At 42.4% G+C, this 13,449-nt stretch carries 11 protein-coding genes and 1 tRNA gene; 2 read left to right on the forward strand and 10 right to left on the reverse strand.

The window, feature by feature from the left end; translation table 11 throughout:
* Nucleotides 1-328: 328 nt before the first annotated feature.
* From ACLI09_RS05790 to ACLI09_RS05830, 9 genes are all read right to left on the reverse strand, one after another.
* Nucleotides 329-416: transfer RNA gene (locus ACLI09_RS05790), tRNA-Ser, on the reverse strand.
* Nucleotides 417-562: 146 nt separating this feature from the next.
* The gene (gene ribB / locus ACLI09_RS05795) at nt 563-1,702 is read right to left on the reverse strand and encodes a 3,4-dihydroxy-2-butanone-4-phosphate synthase (RefSeq protein WP_411418654.1); all 1,140 of its coding nucleotides are present in this window, start codon (nt 1,700-1,702) and stop codon (nt 563-565) included.
* A gap of 24 nt (nt 1,703-1,726) precedes the next feature.
* Entirely contained in the window at nt 1,727-3,193 is a 1,467-nt protein-coding gene (locus ACLI09_RS05800; protein WP_411418655.1) for an LptF/LptG family permease, read from the reverse strand.
* Nucleotides 3,194-3,200: 7 nt separating this feature from the next.
* The gene (locus tag ACLI09_RS05805) at nt 3,201-3,869 is read right to left on the reverse strand and encodes a LolA family protein (protein ID WP_411418656.1); all 669 of its coding nucleotides are present in this window, start codon (nt 3,867-3,869) and stop codon (nt 3,201-3,203) included.
* On the reverse strand, nt 3,850-6,402 hold the full coding sequence (locus ACLI09_RS05810) for a DNA translocase FtsK (protein WP_411418657.1): 2,553 nt from the start codon (nt 6,400-6,402) through the stop codon (nt 3,850-3,852). Before ACLI09_RS05810 ends, ACLI09_RS05805 begins: the two co-directional genes overlap by 20 nt.
* 38 nt (nt 6,403-6,440) lie before the next feature.
* Nucleotides 6,441-6,815 carry a diacylglycerol kinase family protein gene (locus ACLI09_RS05815; RefSeq protein WP_411418658.1) on the reverse strand — a complete coding sequence of 125 codons (375 nt, stop codon included), beginning with the start codon at nt 6,813-6,815 and terminating at the stop codon, nt 6,441-6,443.
* A gap of 12 nt (nt 6,816-6,827) precedes the next feature.
* The gene (gene tpx / locus ACLI09_RS05820) at nt 6,828-7,325 is read right to left on the reverse strand and encodes a thiol peroxidase (RefSeq protein WP_411418659.1); all 498 of its coding nucleotides are present in this window, start codon (nt 7,323-7,325) and stop codon (nt 6,828-6,830) included.
* Between the two features lie 131 nt (nt 7,326-7,456).
* Entirely contained in the window at nt 7,457-7,828 is a 372-nt protein-coding gene (locus ACLI09_RS05825) for a hypothetical protein (RefSeq protein WP_411418660.1), read from the reverse strand.
* A gap of 40 nt (nt 7,829-7,868) precedes the next feature.
* On the reverse strand, nt 7,869-8,819 hold the full coding sequence (locus ACLI09_RS05830; protein WP_411418661.1) for a hypothetical protein: 951 nt from the start codon (nt 8,817-8,819) through the stop codon (nt 7,869-7,871).
* 520 nt (nt 8,820-9,339) lie between these two features.
* On the opposite strand from ACLI09_RS05830, the gene ACLI09_RS05835 reads away from it, so the two are divergent.
* A complete protein-coding gene (locus ACLI09_RS05835) occupies nt 9,340-10,953 on the forward strand; it encodes a T9SS type B sorting domain-containing protein (RefSeq protein ID WP_411418662.1) in 1,614 nt (537 codons plus the stop codon).
* 110 nt (nt 10,954-11,063) lie between these two features.
* Nucleotides 11,064-12,683, forward strand: coding sequence for a T9SS type B sorting domain-containing protein (locus ACLI09_RS05840; RefSeq protein ID WP_411418663.1), 1,620 nt, complete (start codon nt 11,064-11,066; stop codon nt 12,681-12,683).
* Between the two features lie 31 nt (nt 12,684-12,714).
* On the opposite strand, the gene ACLI09_RS05845 is transcribed toward ACLI09_RS05840, so the two are convergent.
* Complete coding sequence (locus ACLI09_RS05845) at nt 12,715-12,933, reverse strand: hypothetical protein (protein WP_411418664.1); 219 nt, start codon at nt 12,931-12,933, stop codon at nt 12,715-12,717.
* Nucleotides 12,934-13,449: the final 516 nt, after the last annotated feature.

Here is a 13,449-nt window from a genome sequence, read left to right on the forward strand (position 1 = left end):
AAGCCTTTTAAAAAAAGGGGTAGCTAATAGGTCAACTGTCCTTTGACATTTAAATGTGTTTTTTGACACATCCATTCGAGATTGAAAACACCGTTCTTTACAATCTACTTTGAGAGTATTACAGCTCAATTTAAAGTCTTCCGGGCAACCCTCCGGTTAGAAAAATTACTGTAAAACCCGTTGTAAACCCCAGTAAATACAGGCATTTTCACGCGATGTACAAGAACAACATTCCTGCAAAACCACTAAGGGCTGAAAACAAAAAACCTTTAAATCCTGGGATTTAAAGGTTTCATTTTTTTGTGAGTTTCTCTTTAAAAACTCTCCTTGGCGGAGAAAGAGGGATTCGAACCCCCGGACCTGTTATAGTCAACGGTTTTCAAGACCGCCGCATTCGACCGCTCTGCCATTTCTCCAGTATGACCGCGATGATATCCTCATTGCGGTTGCAAATATAGTAAGCTTTTTGGGTTTTGCAAGTGCTTTTATCCAAAAAAAACTAATTTATTTTCGCTGCAAATATAACCGTTTCATTAAGTGAAACTTAAATTATGGTTATGCCCTAAAAATTCACATATTCGGTTATTTCAAGGCCATACCCTATCATGCCTACGCGCTTTGCATGCTCACTGTTTGTAAGCAGGCGTATTTTACAAATATCTATATCGTGCAGTATCTGTGCTCCTATGCCAAAGTCTTTATTGTCCATACGCGACTGCGGTGCTTTTAAAATGCCCTTTGCCTGTAAGGTTTTAAGTTCAGCCAGCCTGTTAAGCAGTTCAGACGGCAGGCTGTCCTGGTTTATAAACAATATGGCCCCCCTGCCCTCCTCATTCATCCGCTTAAACATACTGTCCAGTTTGCCGTCGGGGTTGGCAGTAAGGGTGCCCAGTATGTCATTATTTATCTGGGTGCTGTTTATGCGGGTTAGCACGTGCTCGCCGGTATTCCAGCTGCCTTTTGTAAGTGCTATGTGTATCTGCTTGTTTGTAGTCTGCTCGTATGCCCTCAGCCTGAAGCTGCCAAAGCGTGTTTGTATCTCAAAATCCTCCTTTTTACTTATCAGGCTATCGTGCTGCATGCGGTAGGCCACAAGGTCTTCGATAGAAATAAGCTTAAGGCCGAGTTTCTTTGCCACTTTATACAGTTCCGGCAGGCGCGCCATAGAGCCGTCTTCGTTAAGTATTTCTACCAGTATGCCGGCGGGCTTAAAACCTGCAAGCCTTGCAAGGTCTATAGCGGCCTCGGTATGCCCGGTACGCCTTAGCACGCCGCCCTGCTTAGCCTTAAGCGGAAATATATGCCCTGGGCGGCCCAGGTCGTGCGGGCGTGTGTTGTCGTCTACCAGTGCCTTTATGGTCTTGGCCCTGTCGTGTACGGATATTCCGGTAGTGCAGCCGTGGCCCAAAAGGTCTACCGATACGGTAAAGGCCGTTTCGTGCAGTACTGTATTGTTGGTTACCATCATAGTAAGGTCAAGTTCCTTACAGCGCTCTTCGGTAAGTGGCGCGCAGATAAGGCCACGGCCTTCAGTAGCCATAAAGTTTATCATTTCGGGGGTAACCATCTCGGCAGCGGCTATAAAATCGCCCTCGTTTTCGCGGTCTTCATCGTCTACAACTATTACCACTTTGCCCAGGCGTATGTCTTCAATAGCCTCTTCAATGGTATTTAGCTGTATTTTTTCTTCGGTTGTTATCATAACCTGGGGTGTGTTGTTTGTGGGTTAAACTTGCGTTTTAGGCTTCGCTTTAAACAGTTTTTCAAAGACTTTTTGAAGTGGCAGCAACAAATTGTCAAAACTGATAAGCCCTATATCATTCGTGGCCCTGTAGGTAAGCAATATGGCCAGCGGGGTTAGTACAAAAGACGATACCCACGAGCCCATAAACGGCGGGATACCGTTTTCCTGAGCGAGTTTTTTTCCGAATGTATTTATAAAGTGGAAGATAATAAATATAAGTACCGCAAATACTATGGGCAGCCCCAGCCCCCCTTTACGGATTATAGCACCCAGTGGCGCCCCTATAAAAAACATCATAATACAGGCGTAGGCTATTACAAACTTGTCATAAAAGGCAAGCCAGTGCCCGTTGATGTTCTTTATTTTTTCCTGGAGTACGGTTTCACCCGATGTAACTATGTATTGTGTACTGCTTACATTATTTACAGCCACCTCGAGCACGCGCGGTCGGTCTGCCTTTTTTAAAATGGCGAGCAGGTCTTTTGGCGGTTGCTTCGTTTTTTTTAGGGTGTCCTTAACTGTATTTTGCGCTGCGGCAACAGTTGGGGTAAAAGCAGCTACCGGCCGTATAACAAGGTTATCGGCTATGTTTTTTGCTTCTTTATCATAACTGCCCTCCAGCGAATCAAGCGTATAATTAAGTTCAGATACATTAAGCATATTGTTAGTATGCGATATCTGCTCATTATCTACATCGCTGTTATTAAGGGCGGTAAGGTCTATATTCATCAGCTGCCGCGAAAAGCTGCTTTTGGCAAAAGGTTTTTTAAGCCTGTCCTGCGGGCTTTTGCTGTTAATGTCTTCATAATAATAGCCGTCATACAGTTCTAACTGTAACAGGTTACTTTTTTCCTGGCTTTTAAGCAGCCCGGTCTTAGAGCGTATAATGGTGGCATTGGCAGCGCCGGGGCTGCGTTTGTGTATGGTAACGCCGGTAAGCTTTTCGCCGTTTTCGCCCGATTTTTTTTCTACGCGTATATTAAAAAATCCTACCGCGTTAAACTGCCCCTCTACAATAGCCATGGCAGGCTTGCGCTGAAATATGTTTTTACGCAGGTTGCTAAAGCGGTATTGTGCCTGGGGTATTACATTATTGGCAAAAAAGAAGGCTACAATACTCAGGCAAAAGATGAATATGGTAAGCCCGCGCATGGCTCTGCCCAATGAGATGCCCGATGATTTCATGGCGGCAAACTCGTAGTTTTCGGCAAAGCTGCCAAAGGTCATTATCGAGGCTAACAGTATGGAAAGCGGCAGCACCAGCGGCACCATGGTAGGGGAATAAAAGCCAAGGAATTTTATTATTACCCAGGCATCAAGGTCTTTACCCGCGAGTTCAGCTATAAAAAGCCATATACCCTGAAGCACAAATATAAGGAACAGGATAATGAATACGGTCCCGAAGGTTTTTATAAACGAGGTAAGGATGTAGCGGTCTAAAATTTTCACCCGTAAATTAATCTAACCGGTTAATGTAATAGTTTGGATATTTACTTTCGGTAAAGGTAAAGTGATTTTTTGACAAAGGTTGGTTTGTTTTAAAAGAATTTATCGTAATAGTGGTTTTGGTGCCATTATCATCGGTTTGTATCAGCGTATAAATGTGTTTTGTTTGCGAATCGATACCTAACAGTACATACTTTACATCGCTTTTAACGTCAGTCGGGGTAAGCTTTATATACTGTATCTTGCGGCCTTTTATGGGCTGCAGTATATCCATGGCATACTTGTAGCCCGAATTAAAAAAGGTGAGCATCTTGCCGGGGGTCATCTCATCCTTCTTGTCATCATAAGGCGATATGGTTATCTCCTCATCCTGCGGCACAATGTTATACACCTTTTTCCCGTCAAAAATACGGGTAACACCCATAAAGTTAAGCACATACTTATCGCCCTGCAAAACTACATTGCCTTTGCTCTCCTGGTTGATGTTCTTGCCGGGGTTGCTTACCTGGTACTTAAAGTCGATGGTAATGTTGCTGTAGCTTTTAATACGGCCCGATACATCGTCAAGCAGGTCTTTTGCCTTTTGCGAATCCTGCGCGGTACTTACGTTGCCTGTTAAAAAAACAGCGAATAGAATAATCCTGAAAATGCCCTTCATGCTAAAAATCGTTTTCTTCATTTTTAAAGAATTGTTCCAGCGATACAAGGTCAGATATTAAAACGCTTCTGGCTTTACTGCCTTCAAACGGGCCCACAACGCCTGCCGCCTCCAGCTGGTCTATCAGCCTTCCGGCCCTGTTGTAGCCCAGCTTGAGCTTGCGTTGCAGTAATGATGCCGAACCCTGCTGGGCTGTAACTATTACTTCGGCGGCTTCCCTGAACATTGTATCCCTTTCGCTGATATCTATATCAAGATTAGTGCCACTTTCTTCCCCAAAGTATTCCGGGAGCATATAGGCATCAGGATATGCCTTCTGGGAGCCAATGAATTCGGTAATTTTTTCTACCTCCGGCGTATCTACAAAAGCACACTGCACGCGTGTAAGGTCGTTGCCCTGGGTATACAGTAAGTCGCCACGGCCTATAAGCTGGTCAGCGCCCTGGCTGTCGAGGATGGTACGGGAGTCAATTTTAGATGTAACACGGAAGGCTATCCTGGCCGGGAAGTTAGCCTTGATGATACCCGTAATAACGTTAACCGACGGCCTTTGCGTGGCAATAATAAGGTGTATGCCTATGGCACGGGCCAGCTGCGCGAGGCGCGCTATAGGGGTCTCTACCTCTTTGCCTGCAGTCATTATCAGGTCGGCAAACTCATCTACTACCAGTACAATATAGGGCAGGAAACGGTGGCCGTTTTCAGGGTTTAGCTTGCGGTGGCGGAATTTTTCGTTATACTCCTTAATATTGCGCACCATAGCGTCTTTAAGCAGGTTATAACGGTTATCCATTTCAATACACAGCGAGTTAAGCGTGTTGATAACCTTGGTGTTATCGGTTATAATGGCATCGCCGCCATCGGGCAGCTTGGCCAGGTAATGGCGCTCTATTTTGTTAAACAGCGTAAGCTCTACCTTTTTAGGGTCTACCAGTACAAACTTCACTTCGGCAGGGTGTTTTTTATACAGCAGCGAGGTAAGCACCGCGTTTAACCCAACCGATTTACCCTGCCCGGTGGCACCCGCCATAAGGAGGTGGGGCATTTTGGCAAGGTCAGTAACAAAGGTTTCGTTGCTAATGGTTTTACCTAAGGCGATAGGCAGCTCCATCTCAGCATTCTGGAACTTTGGAGAACCTATAACGCTGCGCATCGATACCATAGTGGGCCTGGTATTAGGCACCTCAATACCTATGGCGCCTTTACCCGGTATGGGAGCGATAATACGGATGCCCAGTGCTGCAAGCGAAAGCGCAATATCATCCTCAAGGCTCTTAATACGCGATATGCGGATGCCGGCCTCGGGTACAATTTCGTATAGCGTAACGGTGGGGCCTACAGTGGCTTTTATCTGCGCTATTTCAATCTTATAATTGCGCAGTGTTTCTACAATGCGGTTTTTGTTTTCTTCAAGCTCGTGCTGGTCTATGGTAATGCCTCCGGACGAGTAGTCTTTTAAAAGCTCAAGCGGCGGAAACTGGTAATTGCTGAGCTCAAGCGTGGGGTCAAACTCTCCAAAATCGCGCACCAGCCTTGAGGCAAGGTTTTCTTCCACCACGGTTTCATCCTCTATTTTTTCGATAACAAAATTTTCGTCGGATGTTTCTATAATTTCGTGCACCTGGGCAGGCGGCTCTGCGGGCACTGCCGGTTTTGTTAGGGGTTCGAGGTTAATCTGCGACGAGTGTGCTATGGTAGGCCTAAGCGAATCGCGGTTAATTTCAAATTTTGACGCGGGTATGGGAGCGGGTGCCGGCTCATCTTCCGGAAGTTTTTTCAGCTGGATGTTTTCCAGTATTTCTTCGTCAAGTTCTTCCTCGTCCATGTCTTCATAATTGGCATGGTGAAATACAAGGTCCTCTTCCGGCTCTTCCTCAACTGGCTCTTTAATTACGGGTTTAACCGCCATGGGTGCCGAAGCAGTTTCTTTAGCCTCGGTTTCCTCCTCTTCATCGTCTTCAAACTTCCGTTCAAAAAATGCTTTTATAGCATCCGGGGATATCTTAACCCGCATGAACAGGAATACCGAAAGGCCAAAAATAAGTACCAGCAGTGTGCCGGTCTTGCCCAAGTAGTCCTGCATAAAAAGGTTCATTTCATAGCCTATAACGCCGCCCAGTTCCGGCAGGTAGGCGTTAAAGAAACCGCACAGTATTGAGACGATTATAACAAGGTAAATATCCCAAAAGAGTGTTTTTTTAAGTTTGCTTACCGCGAGGTCTAACACCAGGTAGGCGCCCGTTAAAAAGAAGAACCGTATTAATATAAACGATGCCACGCCAAAACCGTGGTACAAAAACAGGTCGGCTATATAAGCGCCAAACTTGCCCAGCCAGTTGCCTACCGGCTCATTGCGGTCACCAAAAGCCGTGAGGGCGCTCTGGTCTGACTCCCAATACAAAAAGTAGGACACAAACGAAAGCAGCATGGCTACTGAAAACAGGAAAAATAGTATGCCCAGCAGTACTTTATTCCTGCGGGAAAGCTTCCATTTTCTCTTTTCGGTTTCGGGTTGTTCCGGTTTTTTTGCAGGTTCTTTTTTAGCCTTTGCCATATACTGTAAACTCCTCGTTTTTTGTAAAAATACCAAATTTAAAACAACAGTGCCACTTTAGGGTAATAAATTATAGCGCCCACCACTATAGCCGCCACCGCCGCAAAAAACACCGCCCCCGATGCTACATCTTTTATAAAGCCGATGCGCTCGTCAAAATTTGGCTGGATGAAATCGCACATTTTTTCTATGGCAGTGTTAGCGCCTTCTATGGCCATAATAAGCCCTACCGCAAAGGTTTGCATCATCCATTCGGTAGCCGAAATATTAAAATAAAACCCGGCAACAGTAACCAGTATGCCCAGGCCAAGCTGCACCATAATGCTGTGCTCGCGGGTAATAAGGGTAACTGCCCCTTTAACAGAATAGGATATACTTTTTAGCCTGCCCCTAACAAACCTGTTGTCTTTCATTAAAATGCTTATTTACAGTGCAGCAAGCGCCGCATCATAATTTGGCTCATCTTTTATTTCGGCCACCTGCTCGGTATACACCACGTTGCCTTCGGCATTAATAGCCACAACAGCGCGGGAATGCAGGCCGGTAAGCGGGCCATCAGTAATGGTAAGGCCGTAAGCGTTGCCAAAAGCGCCTTCCCTGAAATCAGAGGCTGTAATTACTTTATCGATACCCTCGGCGCCGCAAAAACGGTTTTGTGCAAAGGGCAGGTCGCGCGAAATGCAGATAACCTTGGTATTCTCAAGTGCTGCCGCCTTTTCGTTAAACTTGCGTACCGAAGCGGCACAGGTGCCCGTATCGATGCTGGGGAATATATTAAGTATAAGGTTACTGCCTTTATAGTCGGCCAGTGTTGTGGTGCTAAGGTCGCCTTTTACCAGTGTGAAATCGGGCGCGGGTGTTCCGGTTTGGGGTAGTTCGCCGGATGTGTGTACGGCGTTTCCGCCAAGAGATATTGTAGCCATGGTTTTGTTTTTATTGAAAAGCAAAAGTAGTGTTTTTTGTTTATTGTTGGTTGTTGAAAGTTCATGGTTCTGGGTTCAGTGTTTGAGGAGCCCGTGAACCGTGAACCATAAACCATTTACGCTTTTGCAACCTATTGCTTTAAGATAAAATTAGCCATGTAGGCCAGGCACACAATGCCTATAGTATAAATGATCATGATATAAAGGGATCCCAGTATTTTTTTAAGGTCAAAATTTTCAATTTTGAGGGACAGCCCAAAAAAGATTGCCGAGGTATAGGCAAACGCCAGCCACCACCGGTAAATGATATTCTTCGCCGATATGCCATTTTTAAAGTCAATATCATTCATATCGCCAAATTTTTCTATTTTGTAAATAGCGTTTAGCTTCACAAGAAACGGGAACGTAAAGCAGGTAAACAGCAGTACAAATACTAACGTCCATTTAAAAATAAGAAACCTGTTATAGCCGTAATTCCACCACATTTCATCCACGGTATTCATCCATTTGGTGCCGGAATGGTTCCATTTATATTGTTTGTATTCAATAATCTAAAAGTTCATAGCTGTCCTGCTGCCCGCGGGTTTTAAAATTGTTCAGGAGGCTTTCGTAGATGCCCATCATTTCATCTTTTGGGATAGTTTTTGTTTTATCCAAGGCATCTAAGTATAAAGTATCTAAATAAAAATGCTGGTAATCGATATGAAATTTAGATATATCTGATTTATAAAGATTTGTTTTGTGTTTTTTGTACAACTTATTAACTGTGTCAAATCTTTTTGGAATATTAAAATCAGCTACCGTTAGATCAATTTCATTTTTAATATTATTGTTAAATGAGAAATCTATATAATCGGGAAACTTGCAAAGATTAAAATAAAAAAAGCTAGAATCTCTTAATTTAAGATTTATAAATCTTAAGGTATCACAAAATAATGTACGTTTAAAATCAATTTTCCCATCTATCTCTACTTCTCTAAATATAACAGAGCCAAGATACATGCAATCATTTGATGAAAAATCTCTATTAAAAGATGAGCCGGATATATCGAATTTTTTCTTAATCTCAACATCCATCATTTCAACAGAATTATTAAAAATGGATTTATGAAAGTATAAATTCTCATTGAACATTGAACTAAATAGAAATATATGACTATTAATTTTATATTTATAATTTGAAAATACAGTGTTGTTAAATGTTGTATAAAGATATGAGGTGTCTTTTTTCGAAAAAATAACATTATTACCCTTATAATCTGTATAATTATCTATGGAATAAATTTCATATAAATTCGGGTTATCAACAAATATTCCTTCTTTCTGCTTCCTTCCGTCTACCAAAAAGCAAATAACAACCACAGTAAATATGTATGGCACATAAATACAAAGTAGTTTTGTCAATCTGGTTATCAAATTCATATATTGATATTTAAGACCATAATGATAAGAAAGATTTAAAAGGAAAAAAATACCTATTACTGGGTATTTCATAAAAATTAAAAACACGCTACGGACACCAGTTTTTCCTAGTGCAAAATTACCACGCTTTTGTCATCAAAGTACTGAAGGCATCCTTTCAGTAAACAGCGCTAAAAAATGCCTTTTGAAAAAAAATATACCGATTGTGCACCGAAAACGGTTTAGTTTAAAAAATACAGAAATTAGGTAAAAATATAGGTATTGATAATCAATGTTTTACAAAACATAAATTTTTAAAAAATATACCGATTGTTAAACTTTTGCGCGCAAAAACTATGTTGATAACTTTATATAAAGAATTTGCCTACAAAAATACGAGCAAGATTTGGCTCAAGTTTTTATCCTGAAAAATTGTAAAAATTTAATTTCAAAAAAAACATGAAACAAAAAATTACTGATTTAAAATCTGGGCGCAGAGAATAGCTTTTCTAAATTACCGTACCTGCCCATCGTATTTTTGCATCTTATGCCCAGAAAATCTAAAACCTCCAAGTTATTTTTATATTTTTGCTTGTACCATTAACAAAAATTTGTGAAAAATATACTTGCCGTTGCATTATTGTTATTAATTCCTGTTAGCCTGTCTGCGCAAAGCGATTGCCGGGATGCCATTATAGTATGTGGCGATAACAACTATACCGGCCTGAATGCTACCGGGATAGGCTTCCAGGAACTGAATATCAACAATGCCTGCACCAGCGTAGAGCACAACAGCCTTTGGCTAAAAGTGCTTATTAAAGACGGCGGTACGCTTGGCTTTATTATAACCCCTGAAGAAACAGACGACCTTGTAGTAGACTTTGACTTTTGGATGTACGGCCCCGGGGTAGACTGCAGTAACTTAGGTACCGCTATCCGCTGTTCTACTACTAACCCTTTAGCAGCCGGGCTTACCTATAATACTACCGGCATGAACGAAGAGGCAACTGATACATCTGAAGGGCCTAATGAAGATGGTAATGCTTTTATACACTGGGTTGATGCCGAAGATGATGATATATACTACCTGGTTATAGACCGGCCTCACGGCGCATCAAATTTTTCGCTGCAATGGACGGGCACGGCAACATTTCATGACGTACCTGTATTTTTAAACCCTGATAATATACCCCTTGACATTGCGCAATGTGATGCCGATGGTACCGATGATAACGCTACAGCGTTTGACCTTACCGTATATTCAGCCATGTTTATAGGGCCGCAAACTGATGTAGCCCTCACCTACCACCTGAGTTTAAACGACATGACTACGGGCGAAAACCCCATTGCTACCCCCGAAGCCTATGTCAATATAAGTAACCCGCAAACCATCTACCTGCGGATGACAAACACCGTGACAGGTTGTTTTTCTAACGAAACCTTTAGCATATCGGTGGAAGAAGCGCTGCTTGCCGGCACACCTGACGATCTTACGCTTTGCGATTATAACGACAACGGCATACAGCTTTTTGACCTTTGGGAAAACAACGCCCCGCTAACCGATGGCGATACAAATATCAGTGTTACCTACTACACTTCGCAGGAAGATGCAGTAAACAGGGTCAATGCATTAGACAGGTTCCACCCTAACAGCCAGCCCTATACAGCTGATACCATCTGGGCGCGGTTTGAATATATTGTGGGCTGTTTTGGCTATGGCCTGGCCCCTTTTACCATAAGTGTAACTCCCCCGCTGGACTTTAGGTACAAACTTGATGTGGTAGATTTTAAAGATGACAACAACGCCATACACGTTAATATGCACAACGGCAACGACGCGTTTGAGTTTTCCTTAGATGGCATAAACTTTAGTGATGACGCCGGTTTTACAGGGCTACGGCCCGGTATCTATACCGTATACATAAGGGGTAAAGACGATTGTAAAATTATTGATTTTGAAGTGCCCATACTCAGTTATCCCCGGTTTTTTACACCTAACGGCGACAGCTATAATGAAATATGGAATGTAAAATTTGTAAGCTATTTCCCTGATGCCCGCATTAGCATTTTCGACCGTTTTGGCAAACTGATTAAAAGCTACTTTGGCAGCCAGGCGGGATGGGACGGCACCTACAACGGCCCCAGGCTCCCCGCTACCGATTACTGGTTTACACTTGAGTTTACCAGTGGCAGAACCGTAAAGGGGCATTTCGCATTGATAAGGTAATTGTAAATAAAATCGCCCGTTGCAATCTGGCATTGGCAAAACTAAAGAGGCATCATTTACATTTGGTTAACTAATTTTCAATATTTTTGCTTAAAACCATTATCTGCCCAGTGAAAAATATAGTTACCACCGCCCTGTTATTGCTGCTGTTTCCTGTTATACTATATGGGCAAAATGACTGTATGGATGCTATTGTAGTATGTGGTAATAACAACTATAACAGCCTTAACGCAACCGGCACAGGCATACAGGAACTCAATATAAATAATGCCTGCAGTGGTGTCGAAAACAACAGCCTTTGGCTCAAGGTGCCTATAAAACAAGGGGGGAGCCTGGGGTTTATGATAACCCCGGACCAGGCAACTGACCTGGAAGTAGATTTCGATTTTTGGGTGTTTGGCCCCAATGCCGATTGCAATAACCTGGGAACCGCAATACGCTGTTCCACCACAAACCCCATAGCTGCCGGATTAACGTATAATACTACCGGTGTGAGGCAAAGCACAGCCGGCAATTCCGAAGGGCCCGGCGAAGATGGCGACGGCTATGTAGCTATCATAAATGCAAATGATAACGACGTGTATTACCTGGTTATAGACCGGCCCATAGGCACATCAAATTTTTCGCTTACATGGACGGGTACCGCCAAGTTTTATGATGTTCCAGTGTCGTATAGTACCGATGAAGTACTGCCCGACATTGCCCAATGTGATGCAGACGGCACCGACGATAATGCCACAGCATTTGACCTTACCGTACATGAAAACACCCTAAGGGGGCCACAAACCGACATCGCCTTTACCTATCACAATACCATAAATGACATGATTACGGGCGAAAACGCAATTGCCACGCCACATGCTTATGTTAATACAGGTAATCCGCAACCCATTTACCTGCGGATGACCAATACGGTAACCGGATGCTTTACTGAAGAAAGAATAAGGATAAGGTTAGAAGATGCCGTATTTTCGGGTACACCGGTAAACCTTCGCCTGTGCGATGAAGATAATAATGGGTTGCGGCTTTTTGACCTTTGGGAAAATAACGCCCCCTTAAGCCAGGGCGATGCTAATGTTAACGTAAGGTATTATGCCACGCAGGACGATGCAAATTTAGAAGTTAATGCGTTAGGCCGGTTTTACCCAAACAGCCAGCCGTATATGCCTGAAACCGTATACGCGCGGTTAGAGTATTTTACCGGATGCTTTGGCTACGCCGTTTTGCCCTTTACGCTTACTGTGCCGCGTATTGCCGATTTTAGCTACACTCTTGATGTGGCAGACCTGACCGGAACCAGCAACAACACTGTAACCATTAATATGGATATCGGTAATAATGCCTTTGAGTTTTCGCCCGATGGTATAATTTTTACTGATACCAATACGTTTTACCAGTTAGCGCCGGGCATTCATACCTTTTACGTCAGGGATAAAAACCTTTGTGACACCATTAATATTGATGTCCCCATACTCAGTTACCCCCGCTTTTTTACGCCCAATGGCGACAGTTATAATGAGGCGTGGAATATCAGCTACATACGCTACTACCCTGATGCCTATATCACGATTTTTGACCGTTATGGTAACCTTATCTACGGGTTCTCTGGCAGGGAGACGGGTTGGGATGGCACCTACAACGGCACGCCCCTACCCGCTACCGACTACTGGTTTACTATTGCGTTTGCTTCCGGCCGGGAAGTAAAAGGGCATTTTTCGCTGGTAAGGTAGCAACGCATCTAATAATGCTTAAAATGCACTATCATTTTTTACCATCTGATAATTTAAAACTATTTAATGAATAATTAAACTTTTGCAAGTGCTTCTCCCTAATGTTGATATACACTAAAATATAATCTTTAGTAACCCTTAGACCAAAATATTTTTTTTTATTAAAATTTGGATAAGCTTTATCTAATTCAGGTAGATTCAATCGTAATTCTTGAATAATCTTTATAAAATTATCCTTATCCATTGCCATCAGTTCGGTGGATTCATAATTTCCAGTATTGCCTGCTATAAATAGTTTTTCTCCTTTTAAAAAACGATTACTATTTGGTTAGGAACTTGGCTAATAGAAGATTTTATTGTAATGTACTGTGGTACTTCTATAGAGTAAGGCTTTTCGAAAACAACAGTATCTCCATATTTAAAAGAAAATGGTTTTTTTTTTAGCCTAAAAAAATCTGAGTTTAATTTTTCATTATAAAATATGCATAAAGTATCTACATTACGTTTATTCTGTTGGGCGTTACAAATCAAATTGAAACAAAACAATATCAATAGAATTATTCTTGTCAGCATGGGTTTACATTATCTTGGGAGCAATATTTTGTATGCTTTTGTAAATCTAATAACTATCTTGTTGATTGCTCCTGCAAATTATAATCTAATATAATCATAAAAGCCCAGTCCTAAATGATTTTTTATGCATAAGCATTAAGATAGTACCAGTGGCATAAAAATCAAAAACCACTCCCTAAAGAGTGGTTTTCTA

Origin of the sequence: Flavobacterium sp. RHBU_24, assembly GCF_046613695.1 — a bacterium.
Classification (GTDB): domain Bacteria; phylum Bacteroidota; class Bacteroidia; order Flavobacteriales; family Flavobacteriaceae; genus Flavobacterium.